The 14,918-nt window shown below is 63.5% G+C and carries 17 protein-coding genes; 8 read left to right on the top strand and 9 right to left on the bottom strand.

All coding sequences use genetic code 11. The annotated features are described in order from the left end of the window. The first annotated feature begins 1 nt into the window (after nucleotide 1). Together ctaD and RW112_RS11410 are read left to right on the top strand one after the other, a co-directional pair. Nucleotides 2-1,729 carry a cytochrome c oxidase subunit I gene (ctaD, locus tag RW112_RS11415; RefSeq protein ID WP_305941137.1) on the top strand — a complete coding sequence of 576 codons (1,728 nt, stop codon included), beginning with the start codon at nucleotides 2-4 and terminating at the stop codon, nucleotides 1,727-1,729. Beyond that, on the top strand, nucleotides 1,726-2,127 hold the full coding sequence (locus RW112_RS11410; protein ID WP_305941136.1) for a cytochrome c oxidase subunit 4: 402 nt from the start codon (nucleotides 1,726-1,728) through the stop codon (nucleotides 2,125-2,127). The genes ctaD and RW112_RS11410 overlap by 4 nt, the downstream gene beginning before the upstream one ends. Nucleotides 2,128-2,221: 94 nt before the next feature. Here the strand turns inward: RW112_RS11410 and RW112_RS11405 are convergent, their stop codons facing one another. Further along, nucleotides 2,222-2,515, bottom strand: coding sequence for an HPr family phosphocarrier protein (locus RW112_RS11405; RefSeq protein WP_317781860.1), 294 nt, complete (start codon nucleotides 2,513-2,515; stop codon nucleotides 2,222-2,224). Nucleotides 2,516-2,677: 162 nt separating this feature from the next. Between RW112_RS11405 and RW112_RS11400 the strand changes: the two genes are divergently transcribed. Beyond that, complete coding sequence (locus tag RW112_RS11400; RefSeq protein WP_305941134.1) at nucleotides 2,678-3,472, top strand: GntR family transcriptional regulator; 795 nt, start codon at nucleotides 2,678-2,680, stop codon at nucleotides 3,470-3,472. A gap of 59 nt (nucleotides 3,473-3,531) precedes the next feature. On the opposite strand, the gene RW112_RS11395 is transcribed toward RW112_RS11400, so the two are convergent. The 4 genes from RW112_RS11395 to RW112_RS11380 all read right to left on the bottom strand — a co-directional run bounded on the left by RW112_RS11395 (nucleotide 3,532) and on the right by RW112_RS11380 (nucleotide 7,901). Next, complete coding sequence (locus tag RW112_RS11395; RefSeq protein ID WP_317781859.1) at nucleotides 3,532-5,202, bottom strand: cytochrome bc complex cytochrome b subunit; 1,671 nt, start codon at nucleotides 5,200-5,202, stop codon at nucleotides 3,532-3,534. After that, nucleotides 5,180-6,250 (bottom strand): ubiquinol-cytochrome c reductase iron-sulfur subunit, encoded by a 1,071-nt coding sequence (locus RW112_RS11390; RefSeq protein WP_305941132.1) that lies wholly within the window; start codon nucleotides 6,248-6,250, stop codon nucleotides 5,180-5,182. Before RW112_RS11390 ends, RW112_RS11395 begins: the two co-directional genes overlap by 23 nt. A gap of 100 nt (nucleotides 6,251-6,350) precedes the next feature. Beyond that, nucleotides 6,351-7,139 (bottom strand): c-type cytochrome, encoded by a 789-nt coding sequence (locus RW112_RS11385; protein ID WP_305941131.1) that lies wholly within the window; start codon nucleotides 7,137-7,139, stop codon nucleotides 6,351-6,353. An 87-nt stretch (nucleotides 7,140-7,226) separates the two neighbouring features. After that, nucleotides 7,227-7,901 carry a heme-copper oxidase subunit III gene (locus tag RW112_RS11380; RefSeq protein WP_305941130.1) on the bottom strand — a complete coding sequence of 225 codons (675 nt, stop codon included), beginning with the start codon at nucleotides 7,899-7,901 and terminating at the stop codon, nucleotides 7,227-7,229. A 112-nt stretch (nucleotides 7,902-8,013) separates the two neighbouring features. On the opposite strand from RW112_RS11380, the gene trpD reads away from it, so the two are divergent. After that, nucleotides 8,014-9,072, top strand: coding sequence for an anthranilate phosphoribosyltransferase (gene trpD, locus RW112_RS11375; RefSeq protein ID WP_317781858.1), 1,059 nt, complete (start codon nucleotides 8,014-8,016; stop codon nucleotides 9,070-9,072). A gap of 42 nt (nucleotides 9,073-9,114) precedes the next feature. Here trpD and RW112_RS11370 read toward each other — a convergent pair whose 3' ends face one another. Together RW112_RS11370 and RW112_RS11365 are read right to left on the bottom strand one after the other, a co-directional pair. Continuing rightward, a complete protein-coding gene (locus tag RW112_RS11370; protein WP_028269180.1) occupies nucleotides 9,115-9,396 on the bottom strand; it encodes an Lrp/AsnC family transcriptional regulator in 282 nt (93 codons plus the stop codon). 82 nt (nucleotides 9,397-9,478) lie between these two features. Continuing rightward, on the bottom strand, nucleotides 9,479-9,895 hold the full coding sequence (locus tag RW112_RS11365) for a DUF3054 domain-containing protein (protein WP_317781857.1): 417 nt from the start codon (nucleotides 9,893-9,895) through the stop codon (nucleotides 9,479-9,481). A gap of 71 nt (nucleotides 9,896-9,966) precedes the next feature. On the opposite strand from RW112_RS11365, the gene RW112_RS11360 reads away from it, so the two are divergent. Beyond that, the gene (locus tag RW112_RS11360; protein WP_317781856.1) at nucleotides 9,967-10,335 is read left to right on the top strand and encodes a VOC family protein; all 369 of its coding nucleotides are present in this window, start codon (nucleotides 9,967-9,969) and stop codon (nucleotides 10,333-10,335) included. Between the two features lie 3 nt (nucleotides 10,336-10,338). On the opposite strand, the gene RW112_RS11355 is transcribed toward RW112_RS11360, so the two are convergent. After that, nucleotides 10,339-10,971 carry a LysE family translocator gene (locus RW112_RS11355; protein WP_317781855.1) on the bottom strand — a complete coding sequence of 211 codons (633 nt, stop codon included), beginning with the start codon at nucleotides 10,969-10,971 and terminating at the stop codon, nucleotides 10,339-10,341. Between the two features lie 115 nt (nucleotides 10,972-11,086). Between RW112_RS11355 and RW112_RS11350 the strand changes: the two genes are divergently transcribed. The 3 genes from RW112_RS11350 to RW112_RS11340 all read left to right on the top strand — a co-directional run bounded on the left by RW112_RS11350 (nucleotide 11,087) and on the right by RW112_RS11340 (nucleotide 12,365). Then, entirely contained in the window at nucleotides 11,087-11,563 is a 477-nt protein-coding gene (locus tag RW112_RS11350) for a VOC family protein (RefSeq protein WP_317781854.1), read from the top strand. 107 nt (nucleotides 11,564-11,670) lie between these two features. Further along, complete coding sequence (locus RW112_RS11345) at nucleotides 11,671-11,982, top strand: antibiotic biosynthesis monooxygenase family protein (RefSeq protein WP_317781853.1); 312 nt, start codon at nucleotides 11,671-11,673, stop codon at nucleotides 11,980-11,982. Between the two features lie 44 nt (nucleotides 11,983-12,026). Continuing rightward, nucleotides 12,027-12,365 carry a hypothetical protein gene (locus RW112_RS11340; RefSeq protein ID WP_317781852.1) on the top strand — a complete coding sequence of 113 codons (339 nt, stop codon included), beginning with the start codon at nucleotides 12,027-12,029 and terminating at the stop codon, nucleotides 12,363-12,365. Between the two features lie 140 nt (nucleotides 12,366-12,505). Here the strand turns inward: RW112_RS11340 and RW112_RS11335 are convergent, their stop codons facing one another. Further along, nucleotides 12,506-14,902, bottom strand: coding sequence for an excinuclease ABC subunit UvrA (locus RW112_RS11335; RefSeq protein WP_317781851.1), 2,397 nt, complete (start codon nucleotides 14,900-14,902; stop codon nucleotides 12,506-12,508). Nucleotides 14,903-14,918 lie beyond the last annotated feature (16 nt).

Genomic DNA, 14,918 nt, shown 5'->3' with positions numbered 1-14,918 from the left:
CGTGGCTACTTACACTCCATCCGCACCTGTCGGGACCCTTGGGGCTCCCGTCGTACCGAAGTCCAAGGGACGCATTGTCGTCAACTGGATCACTTCGACCGACCACAAGACCATCGGGTACATGTACCTGATCGCGTCCTTCGTGTTCTTCTGCTTCGGCGGCGTCATGGCCCTGCTGATCCGCGCCGAGCTTTTCGAGCCCGGCATGCAGATCCTGCAGACCAAAGAGCAGTACAACCAGCTGTTCACCATGCACGGCACGGTGATGCTGCTGATGTTCGCGACCCCGCTGTTCGCGGGCTTCGCCAACGTGATCATGCCGCTGCAGATCGGTGCCCCGGACGTCGCCTTCCCGCGACTGAACGCCCTGGCTTTCTGGTTCTTCCTCTTCGGTTCCACGATCGCCGTCTCAGGTTTCATCACGCCGCAGGGTGCTGCATCGTTTGGCTGGTTCGCGTACGCGCCGCTGTCCAACACGACCTTCAGCCCCGGTGTCGGCGGTGACCTGTGGGTCTTCGGCCTGGCGCTTTCAGGCTTCGGCACCATCCTCGGTGCGGTCAACTTCATCACCACCATCATCTGCATGCGCGCTCCGGGCATGACCATGTGGCGCATGCCGATCTTCACCTGGAACACGCTGGTTACGGCCATCCTGGTTCTGATGGCCTTCCCGCCGCTGGCAGCAGCCCTGTTCGCCCTGGGTGCCGACCGCCGCTTCGGTGCGCACATCTTCGACCCCGAGAACGGCGGTGCCGTCCTGTGGCAGCACCTGTTCTGGTTCTTCGGCCACCCCGAGGTGTACATCATCGCGCTGCCGTTCTTCGGCATTGTTTCGGAGATCTTCCCGGTCTTCAGCCGCAAGCCGATCTTCGGCTACAAGGGCCTTGTGTACGCAACCATCGCCATTGCGGCGCTGTCCGTAACGGTGTGGGCGCACCACATGTACGTCACCGGATCGGTCCTGCTGCCGTTCTTCTCCTTCATGACGATGCTGATCGCCGTACCTACCGGCGTGAAATTCTTCAACTGGATCGGCACCATGTGGCGCGGTTCCATCACCTTCGAGACGCCCATGCTTTGGAGCATCGGCTTCCTCGCCACCTTCCTGTTCGGCGGCCTGACGGGCATCATCCTGGCTTCACCGCCGCTTGACTTCCACGTCTCCGACTCCTACTTCGTGGTGGCGCACTTCCACTACGTGGTATTTGGCACCGTGGTGTTCGCGATGTTCGCGGGCTTCTACTTCTGGTGGCCGAAGTGGACCGGCAAGATGCTCAACGAGCGCCTTGGCAAGATCCACTTCTGGCTCCTGTTCCTCGGTTTCCACGGAACCTTCCTGATCCAGCACTGGCTGGGCGTTGAGGGCATGCCCCGCCGGTACGCGGACTACATGCCGCAGGACAACTTCACTTGGATGAACCAGTTCTCCACGATCTCCTCGTTCGTGCTGGGCGCCTCGCTGATCCCGTTCTTCTGGAACGTGTACATCACCTGGCGCAGCAACGAAAAGGTCGAGGTGGATGACCCCTGGGGCTTCGGTGCATCGCTGGAGTGGGCCACGTCCTGCCCGCCGCCGCGCCACAACTTCACGTCGCTGCCCCGCATCCGTTCGGAGCGTCCTGCCCTGGACCTGCACCACCCGGAGCTCGCACAGTCGCACACCGTTGAGTCACCGGCACCGGCAGCAGCCGTGCTCGGCAACGCAGATCAGAAGGACACCGCCAAGTGAAGATCGAATCATGGATTTTTGGAGCCGGAGTCTTCTTCTTCGTACCGGTCTCCGTGGTTTACGGATTCCTGACCAACTGGACTGAGTGGGTCGGCATCCTCGGCGTCCTGCTGGTGGGCGGCCTGGCGGGCATGATCGGCGCCTACCTCGGCTTCACCGGCAAGCGCGTGGGAATGCGCCCCGAAGACCGCAGCGACGCAGAGATTCACGAAGGTGCCGGCGAGCAGGGGCACTTCAGCCCCTGGAGCTGGTGGCCGCTGGTCCTGGGCCTGTCCTGTGCAGGCGGGTTCCTCGGCCTGGCGGTCGGTTTCTGGATCGTCTACATCGCAGCGGGCCTCGCGGTTATCGCCCTCGTCGGCTGGGTCTACGAGTACAGCCGCGGCGACCACGCCCACTAAGCCCATATCGGCTTACTGAAAACGACGGCGGGCCCCACCAAATGGTGGGGCCCGCCGTCGTTTTGTCTGCGGTTCCTAAGGCGGCTCAGAGCCGTCAGGCGGCTGCTCCAGCCTCCAGCAGCAGAGTCAGCCCTTCCAGTGCGGCTTCTGCAGATTCGACGCTGTAGCGGGCAGGGAGCGCTTCAGGGTCAACCGAGAGTTCCACTTCGCAGCCGCAGTGGAAATCGGCGGTCATCACCTCGAGCAGGGACCTCGCGTCGACAGGCGCAATGCCCTCTTTTCCGATCCGGACCGGCAGGCCCGATTCCGTGACGGCACGGACAAAGATTGCGGCGGGCCGCGCGTGCAGGCCGATGGGTGATTGAACGATGGCCTTGCGCACTGGCAACAGGACTCCTTTGATCCGACGGGGCTCGGCCGTCACTACTGCATTCCTGAACAAGGTTAGCGGCGGCAGGCCCGCTGGCCGAAACCGCTAATCAGGGTGGTCTAGACCTGCCCCATTATTGCCCTACCCTTAAAGGCATGAATGTAGATCCGGAACGTTGCCATGGCGGCCTCTGACGCGAGCAGGATGGTGGGGGAGATCGACCGTGAGAGCGGGACGCCCATCTACGTCCAGCTGCGGGAGCTCCTGCGCGCGCACATCACCTCTTCCTGCCCTCCAGGGTCCTCTTTGCCTTCTGAACGGGACCTTGCGGAGAGATTCGGCCTGGCCCGCATGACCGTGCGCCAGGCCATCGACGCGCTGGTGGGCGAAGAAGTCATTGAAAGGGTCGTGGGCCTTGGGACCTTCGTCCGCAAACCCAAACTCGACTTGCAGGTAAAGCTGACTTCATACAGCGAGGAAATGCAGCGCCGCGGCATGGTGCCGGCGGCCAAGGTCCTGAGCTTCGAACAGATCGGCGCAAGTGCGTTCCTGGCCCGCGAACTCCAGCTGGACGAGGGGACGCCCCTGGTGCGCTTCAGGCGGCTCCTCTTGGCCGACAATGAACCCATGAGCGTTGATGAGAACTTCATTCCCGCACACCGGGTTCCGGGGCTGCTCGACGGCGAACCCCCGACGTCGCTGTACAACGTTCTGAGCGAACGGTTCGGGCTGGTCATGGAATGGGGGGAGGACATGATCGAGGCCACGGCCGCTTCCCCTTCCACCGCCCGGCTGCTGAATGTCGAGGTGGGGTCTCCGTTGCTTAAAATCCAGCGGCACGCCTTTGTTGCCCGCTCGATGGTGGACTACTCCGTGTCCTACTACCGCGCGGACCGCTACAAGCTGTGGGTCCCGCTGCAGCGTCCGGGCGTGCGTCCCACGCGTAACTACGCTTCCGGATACCGGAACCAGTAGGGAATACGAAAGAGGCCCGGTCCTTTCGGACCGGGCCTCTTTCTTGGTGCGGTGAAGACCTAGTGGCTGAGGGTCTTCTGTCCCTCGGCCGATTCGACGGCTTCGTGGTGGCCATGGGCCGCCTCGAGTTCAGCCGGCGAAGCGGGTGCAACCCTGTCTTCGAAGAACCAGCGCGAGAGTGCTGCGCGGCGCTTTTCCTTGCGTGTGACCACGCCGTGTTCGTTCGGAACGGCAGGCAGCGGGACCGGCGATTCGAAGCCCACCAGCTTGTAGCGCTTGTAGTCATCCAGCGGGGCGTGAACCTCGATGAACTCGCCGTGCGGCAGGCGCACGATGCGGCCGGTTTCGCGGCCATGCAGGGCGATCTCGCGGTCCTTGCGCTGCAGGGCCAGGGCCACGCGCTTGGTCACGATGAAGGCGATGACCGGGCCGATGAAGAACAGTGCACGCAACCAGTACGTCACGTCGTTCAGGGCAACGTGGAAGTGCGTCGCGATGAGGTCGGAACTGGCTGCAGCCCACATCACGCAGTAGAACGTGAAGCCCGCCATGCCAATGGCCGTCCGGGTAGGAGCGTTGCGCGGACGGTCCAGGACGTGGTGTTCGCGGTCGTCCTTGGTGATCCAGCGCTCGATCCACGGGTACATGAACAGCACCGTGAACACGAGGCCGGCGGGTACAAGAGCCGGGAGAAGCACGTTCAAGGTCAGAACCTGGCCGAAGATGACGTACTCGAAGTGGAAGTCTCCGATGACACCGGGCATCAGGCGCAGGGCACCGTCAACCCAGCCGATGTACCAGTCAGGCTGGGTGCCTGCGGATACCGGCGAGGGGTCGTAGGGGCCGTAGTTCCAGATCGGGTTGATGGTGAAGAACGCCGCCATGAGCGCAACGACACCGAACACGATGAAGAAGAAGCCGCCGGCTTTGGCTGCGTAGACCGGGCCGAGGGGGTAACCGACGACGTTGCCGTCGTTGCGGCCCGGGCCGGGGTACTGGGTGTGCTTGTGAACGACCACCATGAAGAGGTGGATCACGATCATCAGCAGGATCAGGGCCGGCACCAGCAGGATGTGCAGCATGTAGAGCCGGCTGATGATGACCGTTCCCGGGAATTCGCCGCCGAAGAGGAAGAACGAAATGTAGGTACCGATCACAGGAATCGACTTGATGACACCGTCGATGATGCGCAGGCCGTTACCGGAGAGCAGGTCATCGGGGAGGGAGTAACCGGTGAAGCCGGCAGCCATCGAGAGGATGAGCAGGACACCGCCCACCACCCAGTTGAGTTCGCGGGGCTTGCGGAACGCGCCGGTGAAGAAGACGCGCAGCATGTGCACGGAGACCGACGCCACGAACAGCAGTGCGGCCCAGTGGTGCACCTGGCGCATGAACAGGCCTCCGCGGACATCAAAGGAGATGTCCAGCGAGGAGCTGTAGGCCACGGACATCTCGACGTTCTTCAGCGGCGTGTACGAGCCGTCGTAGTGCGTCTCGGCCATGGACGGATCGAAGAAGAACGTCAGGAACGTGCCGGAGAGCAGCAGGATGACGAAGGAGTACAGGGCAACTTCGCCAAACATGAAGGACCAGTGGTCCGGGAAGACCTTCCGGCCGAACTCACGGAGGATGCCGGATCCGCCAACACGCTGGTCAACGAAGTCGGTAATGCGGCCGCCCTTGGTTTTGGCGACGAAGGCGGGGGCATTAGCTGTTGATGTTGCGCTCATGCTCATCACGCTCCCAGTAACTCGGTCCTACGGGTTCTTTGAAGTCGCTCGTAGCGACCAGGTAGCCCTCGGCGTCAACTGCGATGGGCAGCTGGGGGAGAGGCCGGCTGGCGGGGCCAAAGATAACCTTGCATTCCTGAGTCAGGTCAAAGGTCGACTGGTGGCACGGGCACAGCAGGTGGTGGGTCTGCTGCTCGTAAAGGGCAACAGGGCAACCAACGTGGGTGCAGATCTTCGAGTAGGCAACGATGCCGTTGTAGCTCCAGTCCTCGCGGCCCGCGGAGGGCTTCAGGGACTCGGGGTTCAGGCGCATGAGCAGGACGACGGCCTTGGCCTTTTCGTTCAGCTTGCCCTCATGCAGCTCGTTGAGGCCTTCCGGAATCACGTGGAAAGCGGAACCGATGGTGACATCCGAGGCCTTGATGGGCGTGCCGTCCGGGTCGCGGGTGAGGCGCTTGAGCTTGCCCTCCTGCGGAGCCCACATGGTGTGTGCAAGCTTGTCGTCCGGACGGGGACCGAGGTCGCCGAAGATGGCCAGTGCAGGCAGCGGAGCCAATGCGACGGCACCGAGAAGAGTGTTGCGGATCAGCGGGCGGCGCTTGATTCCGGTTTCGTCCACAATGTCATCCACGATGCGGACTGCCGCTTGGCGGTCGTCCTCGGTGCGGATGGCGTGGCGCTCTTCTGAGACTTCATGGTCCGGCATCAGGGCCTTGGCCCAGTGGACGATGCCGGTGCCGATGCCAAGCATGGCGAAGGCGGTTCCGATGCCCAGCAGCGCATTCTGCAGCCGGATGGTGGCGATCGTGGAGTCGGGTCCAAGATCGATGGCGAAGTACGCCACCAGGAAGATCACGGTGCCCACGACGGAGCTGCCGAAGAGAATGGCAACCTGCCGTTCTGCACGTTTTGCGGCCTTCGGGTCCGTGTCAGCCAGGCGCAAACGATGCGGGGGAATTCCAGGATCCTGGAACTTCTCCACCTCATTCTGACCAGCCGTAGCTACGGTGCCCGAGTGGTTCGGACTGCCGTCACTATGGTTGCCCATAATTCGCCTCATCCTTCTCTCGTCCCGGCCAATGCCGGGTTAGTTTTCAATTCCATACTGCTGACTCGTCAGCAGGAGTTCTTACAAGTTACGGACGCTGCTAGGACGTACGTGACGTCAGCCAGATGGTGAACGCGATGATGACGCCCAGGCCGGCGATCCAGACAAACAGGCCCTCAGAGACCGGACCCAGGGCGCCCAGATCGGCACCGCCGGGTGATCCGTTGGCTTCGATCTGCTTCAGGAAGGTGATGATGTCGCGCTTGCCTTCGGGGGTGACGTTGGCGTCGCTGAAGACCGGCATGTTCTGCGGTCCGGTAACCATGGCCTCGTAAATGTGCTTTTCGGAGACATCGGCCAGGGCCGGAGCGAACTTGCCGCGGGTCAGGGCACCGCCGGCGGCCGCTGCGTTGTGGCACATGGCGCAGTTGACCCGGAAGAGCTCGCCACCTTCAGCGGCGTTGCCCTGCGCGTCCAGGAGTTCCTCTTCAGGAATGGACGGGCCCGGCCCAAGCGAAGCGACGTAAGCGGACAGCTGATGGGTCTGTTCATCGTTGAACTGTGCAGGCTTCTTGTAAGCCTGGGGGCCGTTCATCTGCATGGGCATGCGCCCGGTGCCTACCTGGAAGTCAACGGCGGCAGCACCGACGCCTACAAGTGAGGGTCCGTCCTGGGTTCCGCTTGCGCCCATGCCGTGGCAGGTGGCGCAGTTGGCGGCAAAGAGCTTTTCGCCTTCTTCAGTGTCGTTCGCACTGAAGCTGGTGGTGGAAGCCTTGGCCTCGTTGACGGTGGTGGCAACGGCGTACAGCCCACCAGTGAGGAGGAGGCCCATCAGCAGCAGCGCAATGGCTGCCAGTGGGTGACGTCGCTTCTGCGAGAGTGCCTTCACGTGGTGGTTCCTTTTTTCGATCGTGCGTCGGCTCCGGGAGCCGCTTCTTGAAATTCTGCCTCTTGTAGAAAAAGAGTCAAGTCGGGGCTACCTGAGGACGTAGATGACCAGGAAGAGGCCGATCCACACGACGTCGACGAAGTGCCAGTAGTAGGAGGTGACAATCGCGGACGTTGCTTCGAAGTGACCAAACTTCTTGGCGGCGAACGAACGGCCGATGATGAAGAGGAACGCGACCAGGCCGCCGATGACGTGCAGGCCGTGGAAGCCCGTGGTCATGTAGAAGGCTGAGCCGTAGGCATTCGACGAAAGTGAGACATGCTCCGAGACGAGCATGGCGTATTCAGTTGCCTGGCCGGCAACGAAGAAGGCACCCATGACGAACGTGAGGGTGAACCACTCGTTCATCCCCCAACGAGTGAAGGCAAGGGGGCCGCCGGCGCGGCGCGGCTGGAGCCGCTCAGCGGCGAAGACGCCCATCTGGCAAGTGAAGGAACTTGCCACGAGGACGATCGTGTTTACGAGCGCAAAGGGGAAGTTGAGCTTGGCTGTCTCTTCGGCCCACATCTGTCCGGACGTCGAACGGAGTGTGAAGTACATGGCAAAGAGACCGGCGAAGAACATCAACTCACTGGACAGCCAGACAACGGTTCCTACGGAAACCATATTCGGGCGGTTCAGCGTCGGGTGCGCCGGGGTACTGGGGGCATGGGTCGCAGATGTCACATAGACATTATGTCTGTAAAAGTTCCTCCTGCCCAATGCAAACCGCCTTTTGCGGGGACTTTTTCTACAAAGACGCGAATTCGCGCGGAAAAGTTCCCGGACCCGTTCACATTGGTCAGACGGGCGGGTGCATCGATAGCATCAGGAGGTGACTTCACAGGCATCTGCACAGGCGGCGGGCAACACCTGGCCGCGTCTCATTTCGGCGCTGATCAACGGCACGGACCTTACAGCCGGCAACACGGAGTGGGCCATGGACACCATCATGTCCGGCGAGGCCACCCCGGCGCAGATCGCAGGATTCCTGGTTGCCCTGCGGGCAAAGGGCGAAACGGTGGACGAGATTGCCGGCCTCGTTGAGGCGATGCTGGCGCACGCAAACCCTGTCACCATCGGCGGCGAAAAGCTCGACATCGTCGGCACCGGCGGCGACCAGTTGAACACAGTCAACATTTCCACCATGGCTGCGCTTGTTTGCGCCGGGGCCGGCGCAAAGGTGGTCAAGCACGGCAACCGTGCGTCGTCGTCGTCATCGGGTTCAGCGGACGTTTTGGAGGCGCTGGGGGTCCGGCTGGACCTCCCCATCGATCGCGTGGCGCGCAACGCCGACGAGGCGGGAATCACGTTCTGCTTCGCCCAGGTGTTTCACCCGTCCTTCCGGCACACGGCCGTGCCCCGCCGGGAACTTGCCATTCCGACGGCGTTCAACTTCCTGGGACCGTTGACCAACCCGGCCCGCGTGCAGGCTTCCGCGGTGGGTGTTGCCAACGCGCGGATGGCACCGCTGGTTGCCGGCGTGCTGGCCAAGCGCGGCAGCCGCGGCCTGGTCTTCCGGGGGAGTGACGGACTGGATGAACTCACCACTACCGGACCGTCCACCGTCTGGGAGATCCGCGACGGGGAAGTGACCGAGCAGACGTTTGATCCGCAGGTGCTGGGCATCCGTCCCGCAACTGTTGAGGACCTGCGCGGCGGTGACGCCGCAGCCAATGCCGCCGTCGTCCGTGATGTTTTGAGCGGCGTGCCCGGACCCGCGCGTGATGCTGTCCTGCTGAATGCCGCGGCCGGGCTGGTGGCGTTCGACGCCGACGCCGAGGGCCCGTTGACCGACCGGATGGCGGCAGCGCTGAAGCGCGCCGCCGAATCGATCGATTCCGGTGCCGCGGCTGCAGTGCTGGAAAAGTGGGTCGCCCTCACCCAGGGCTAGTCGTTCAGGGCTAATGGGCCAGGGCCAGGAGTACCGCCCGGGTTACTGTTCGAAGCCCAGGGCGAAGGCTGCGTCGAGGTCGTGCTGCGAGTAGGCCCGGAACGCAATGTGCGTGGTGGTGTGCACAACCGCGGGAACCTTGGACAGTTTGTCCGCGATAACGTCCGCCAATTCATCGTGCTTCGCCACCCGGGCCACGGCAATCAGGTCCCATTCGCCGGTCACGGAGTAGACCTCGCTGATGCCGGGAATCGCCGAAATTTCCTCCGCCGTCTCCGGAATTCGGGAGGCGTCTGTCTTGATCAGGACGAATGCGGTGATCACTCTTGACCTTTCGGATCGGGTGGGCCGTTGCAGGCGTGGCAGGCGATACTGTGTGCTGCCAGCCTAGTACATCGGGGGTGCTTCAGCGGTGCTGCCGGCGCCCCGCCAGCCGACGGAATCCGGCCACGATGAGGCGGTAGCCCACGAGGAATGTCCCCAGGCTCAGCAGGGCAACAATGACGAACGGCAGGACCACCGTTTGTCCGGTCAGCGCGCGCAGCAGCATGCCCAGGGCGAGGGCGCCCGCCCAGACAGCGACGCCCGCCGGCCAGGGCTGCAGCGGAGCACGCCACACGCGCATCACAAGCCACGCTATTGCCGCTCCGGCCAGGAACGGCCAGGCGGTCAGGAAGACCCCGGTGATTACATCCCCGCGCTGGTGGGCGTCCCGGCCGATGGCGGCAAATGTCAGGATGAGGACGGCATCGGCGAGGGCGGCGAGGACCACGGCGTTTCTCGCGGTGGTGCGGGCAGGTACGGAATGGGTGCGGGAAGGCATACCTTTACAGTAGTTCCGGTGGAGCGCCGGTTCGACCGCCAGTACGTCCAGGGCTACACACCGGAGACAGCATGAGACTTGTCCAGATCGCGCAACACGCCAGCGACCTGCAGCGGGCGGCAGGGTTCTACGCCGCCCTGCTCGGTGCCGAAGCCCGGGCGGTGTTCGATCCGCCAGGGCTCCTGTTCTTTGACCTTGACGGCGTGCGGCTGCTGCTCGAGTCCGGCGCACCGTCTGCGTTGATTTACCTGGCAGTCCCGGACGTCAGGGCGTCCGTGGCCGGGCTCCGGGACAGGGGAGTGGAGATCCTTGAGGAACCCGCGGTGATTTTCAGCCATGAGGACAACCGTCTGGGACCGGCCGGAACTGACGAGTGGATGGCTTTCATCCGCGACAGCGAAGGCAACACCGTTGGCCTGGTCAGCCAGCTGCAGCGGTAGCTGTCAGGCTTTGCTGGCCGCTATCTTCGCGGCAAAGGCCACAAGTACGACGCCGGCAATGCGGTCCGTGGTTTTGCCCACCGCGGGGGACTGCAGCCACCGCCGGGCGTAGTGGGTGGCAGCAATAATGCCGGCGAACCACAGCATGCCTTCCGCGTTGTGTACCAGCGGTAGCAGGACGCCCATCAGAAGGGGCGGGACATCCTGCGGCAGGAACTGCGGAATCATGGCCATGTAGAAGACGCCCACCTTGGGATTCAGCAGACTTGTGGTCACGCCGGTCAGGAAGGGCGCTGCGGCGTTATCGGCAGTCTGCGATAGCTCCGTCGGTGCTGTCTGGCCCCTTCTGAAAGTCCTGATGAACATCGAGATGCCGAGCCACCCCATATAGCAGGCGCCCGCGATCTTCAGCACCGTGAAGGCGGCCTCAGAGGCGGCAAGCAGCGCGGACGCTCCTAGTGCCGCCGCGACGCCCCAGCCCACCGTGCCGGTGCAGATGCCCGCTGCCGTTGCGAAGGCCGGACCGCGCCCGCGGCTGACCGCGGTGCGGAGCACAAGCACAGTGTCGAGCCCGGGAATCACTGTCAGCAAGGCGGCGACCACGGCGAACTGGAGAAGGGCTTCAGGGATGGACATATCCGATGATAACCGCGCCATTGTGCTGGGAATCACGCCCGGCTAGGCTCGCAACGCGACTGAAGAACCGCCGTCGGGAGTCTTTCCGGCGCTGCTAGCGAGATGAGGAAACAACGTGACCCAAAAGATCACCACCTGCCTGTGGTTCGATACCCAGGCTGAGGAAGCCGCCGACTTTTACGTCTCGGTCTTCGATGGATCCAAAATCCTCAACGTGGCCCGCTATGCAGAGGGGGGACCCGGGCCGGCCGGACAGGCCATGACTGTCGAGTTCGAAATCGAGGGCCGGAAGTTCCTGGCACTTAACGGGGGACCGGCATTCACATTCAACGAGGCCGTTTCCTTCGTGATCGACTGCACATCGCAGGAAGAAGTGGACCGCTACTGGTCGGCACTGACGGCAGGCGGCACCGAGAGCCAATGCGGCTGGCTCAAGGACAAATTCGGAGTGTCGTGGCAGGTCGTGCCGTCCGCCCTGGGGCAGCTGCTCGGCGGTCCGGACCCGGACGGTGCGCAGCGGGCCATGCAGGCGATGCTGGGCATGCGGAAACTCGAGATCGCTGAGCTCCAGGCCGCTTACGACGGAGCCTGAGCGAACCGGCTCTTGGCTTGGGCGCAGGGGAGTGGCCCACATGCCATCCGGCCCTACCCGGCACGGGACTGCCGGACGATAATCGGGAATACCTACCCCGCACCTGAATGGAGGCATTCGCGATGTCTGTTTACACGCTCGGAATCTGGTTGGTGAAGCCCGGTAGGGAGAATGATTTTGTGCAGGCGTGGCGTGACCTCGCCAGGAAGACACAAGAGGATTTTCCCGGCGCGAAAGCAATACTGATGCACGACCGTGACGTTCCCAACAGGTTCATCAGCACAGGCCCGTGGGAATCGCTCGAGCAGGTTGAAGTGTGGCGCGCCTCGGACACCTTCACCCAGGGATATGAAGCCATGCGCGGGTTGTTGGAGCACTTTGAACCGCACACGCTGGATGAGGCAGCAAGCATCGGGTGAGCGCAGGAGGGAATCCTGCTTGACGTCAACGGAAGGGGGCCGCGATGACGGAAACGAAGGGCGGCGCTGCGGAGCCTTCGGTATTAGGCGATGGCGGGGCGATGGAGTTGCGCCGCGCTCCGGCATGGAAGGTCAAGTACGACTGGAGCGAGGACCCCGACGAAGTGGTCCATCTTGTCTGTTGCCGGGATCTGGACTGGCGGCGCGCCTTGTGCGGCTATGAGGAACCGGAAATGACGATCGCCCGTGACCCCAGGATCCTGTGTTCGATGTGCATGGAAGTCTTTGGCCGGGAGCTCGGACCGGGGCCATGTCCCGTCGACGATCAGCCGTGCCCTGACGACGACGAAATAGACCGGATCATCGACGAACGCACATCCTGAGGGGACCGGCAATTTTCCTCTACTTTACATAATGTAGATTATCGGCGTTATTGGGTGGAAGTCCGGCCACGTGAAGAGGGGCTCATTTCTGAGCCGTGATCAGGCCGAGATTTTCGCCGTCCCGTTCAGTCGTTGACGCTTCAGCCGCCGACGTACGCCGCGAGGTGTTCGCCAGTAAGCGTCGACCGGCTTGCCACCAGTTCGGCCGGGGTGCCTTCGAAGACGATCAGGCCGCCGTCGTGGCCTGCGCCCGGGCCGAGGTCGATGATCCAGTCTGCGTGCGCCATGACCGCCTGATGGTGCTCGATCACGATGACCGATTTGCCCGAGTCGACGAGCCGGTCGAGCAAACCCAGCAGCTGCTGGACGTCGGCAAGGTGCAGGCCCGTGGTCGGCTCGTCGAGGACGTAGACGTCTCCCTGTTCGGCCATCTGGGCAGCCAGCTTCAGCCGCTGCCGCTCACCGCCGGACAGCGTAGTGAGCGGCTGGCCCAGGCTGAGGTAGCCCAGTCCGACGTCGGACAGCCGGGCAAGGATTTTGTGCGCTGCCGGCACCTTCGCCTCCTCGGAATCGAAGAACCCCGTGGCCTCGGTGACGGGCATCTCCAGCACCTCGGCGATATTCCTGCCGCCCAGCGTGTATTCCAGCACAGAGGCCTGGAACCGCCGGCCCTCGCAGTCCTCGCAGGGAGACTCGACAGTGGCCATCACACCGAGTTCAGTGAAAATGACGCCGGCGCCGTTGCAGGTGGGACAGGCCCCCTCGGAGTTGGAGCTGAAAAGCGCCGGCTTGACCCCGTTGGCCTTCGCGAACGCCTTGCGGATCGGTTCGAGCAGGCCTGTGTACGTGGCCGGGTTGCTGCGGCGCGAGCCTTTGATGGCGGCCTGGTCGATTACCACCACCGCGTCGCGGCCGGCAACAGAGCCGTGGATCAGTGAGCTCTTGCCGGAACCTGCCACACCCGTCACAACGCAGAGCACGCCAAGCGGGATGTCCACATCCACGTCCTGGAGGTTGTGCGTCGAGGCGCCGCGGATGTCGAGTTTGCCGGCCGCGGAGCGCACGGACTCCTTCAGCGCCGCGCGGTCGTCGAGGTGGCGCCCGGTGATTGTGTCGCTCCCCCGCAGTCCCTCGACTGATCCTTCGAAACACAGCGTGCCGCCGGCGGTACCCGCTCCGGGGCCCAGATCGACGACGTGGTCTGCGATGGTGATGGTCTCCGGCTTGTGTTCGACCACCAGCACCGTGTTGCCCTTGTCGCGCAGCTGCAGCAGGAGCCGGTTCATCCGCTCGATGTCGTGCGGGTGCAGGCCGATACTCGGCTCGTCGAAGACGTACGTGACGTCCGTAAGCGACGACCCCAGGTGCCGGATCATCTTGGTCCGCTGCGCCTCTCCCCCGGACAGCGTTCCCGCCGGCCGGTTGAGCGAGAGGTAGCCAAGGCCGATTTCGGCGAACGAGTCGAGCAGGTGCTGCAGGCCCTTGAGCAAGGGCGCGACCGACGGCTCGTTGAGGTCGCGGATCCAGTCGGCCAGGTCGGTGATCTGCATCTCGCAGAGCTCGGCGATGTTCTTGCCCTGGATCTTCGAGGTCAGGACGTCCTTTGTCAGCCGCGTGCCGTTGCAGTCGGGGCAGGTCTGGAACGTCACCGCCCGTTCAACGAACCGGCGCACGTGCGGCTGCATGGCCTCCGGGTCCTTGGACAGCATCGATTTCTGCATCTTGGGGATGATTCCCTCGTAGGTGAGGTTGATGCCCTCGACTTTGATCTTCGTCGGTTCGCCGTACAGCATCGTGTCGAGCTGCTTCTTGGTGAACGTGGCGATCGGCTTGTCCATCGGCAGGCCGACCCCCTCGAACAGCCGGCCGTACCAGCCGTCCATCGAGTAGCCGGGAACCATGAGGGCGCCGTCGCTGAGGGTCTTGCTGTCGTCGTACAAAGCGGTGAGGTCGATGTCGCTGACGTTGCCCATGCCCTCGCACCGCGGGCACATCCCGCCCAGGTAGACGGCCTGGCTGACGACGCTCTTCTCGACGCGGCCGCCCCTGTCGGTGGACATGACGCCACTCGCCTTGCGGGTGGGCACGTTGAAAGAATAGGCAGTCGGCGGGCCGACGTACGGGGTGCCAAGACGGCTGTACAGAATCCGGAGCATCGCGTTGGCATCGGTGGCCGTGCCCACCGTGGACCGCGGGTTGGCTCCCATCCGCTCCTGGTCAACGATGATGGCCGTGGTCAGGCCTTCGAGGAAGTCGACGTCGGGCCGGGCCAGGTTGGGCATGAATCCCTGCACGAACGCGCTGTAAGTCTCGTTGATCATCCGCTGAGATTCGGCTGCGATCGTCGCGAACACCAGCGAACTTTTGCCCGAGCCGGAGACGCCCGTGAAGACCGTCAGCCGCCGCTTCGGGATCTCCAGGCTGATGTCCTTGAGGTTGTTCTCCCGTGCGCCCTGCACCCGGATCAGGTCGTGGGTGTCGGCCACGTGCTGCTGCGCTGGCGACTGCGGGTCCGTCTGCTGGGTGGCCAAGCTCATCGTGTCTCCATCTGTC

The sequence above is a fragment of the Arthrobacter sp. B10-11 genome (assembly GCF_033142195.1).
GTDB lineage: Bacteria > Actinomycetota > Actinomycetes > Actinomycetales > Micrococcaceae > Arthrobacter > Arthrobacter oryzae_C.
The sequence above is the reverse complement of the archived record's forward strand: the minus strand, read 5'-3'. Positions and strand labels throughout refer to the sequence as shown.

Excerpts from the sequence above, each read along its gene's own strand:
- RW112_RS11335 (WP_317781851.1), bottom strand. The coding sequence starts at position 14,902 with ATGAGCTTGGCCACCCAGCAGACGGACCCGCAGTCGCCAGCGCAGCAG.
- RW112_RS11360 (WP_317781856.1), top strand. The coding sequence starts at position 9,967 with ATGAGACTTGTCCAGATCGCGCAACACGCCAGCGACCTGCAGCGGGCG.
- RW112_RS11355 (WP_317781855.1), bottom strand. The coding sequence starts at position 10,971 with ATGTCCATCCCTGAAGCCCTTCTCCAGTTCGCCGTGGTCGCCGCCTTG.
- RW112_RS11400 (WP_305941134.1), top strand. The coding sequence starts at position 2,678 with ATGGCGGCCTCTGACGCGAGCAGGATGGTGGGGGAGATCGACCGTGAG.
- RW112_RS11345 (WP_317781853.1), top strand. The coding sequence starts at position 11,671 with ATGGAGGCATTCGCGATGTCTGTTTACACGCTCGGAATCTGGTTGGTG.
- RW112_RS11390 (WP_305941132.1), bottom strand. The coding sequence starts at position 6,250 with ATGGGCAACCATAGTGACGGCAGTCCGAACCACTCGGGCACCGTAGCT.
- RW112_RS11365 (WP_317781857.1), bottom strand. The coding sequence starts at position 9,895 with ATGCCTTCCCGCACCCATTCCGTACCTGCCCGCACCACCGCGAGAAAC.
- RW112_RS11340 (WP_317781852.1), top strand. The coding sequence starts at position 12,027 with ATGACGGAAACGAAGGGCGGCGCTGCGGAGCCTTCGGTATTAGGCGAT.
- RW112_RS11395 (WP_317781859.1), bottom strand. The coding sequence starts at position 5,202 with ATGAGCGCAACATCAACAGCTAATGCCCCCGCCTTCGTCGCCAAAACC.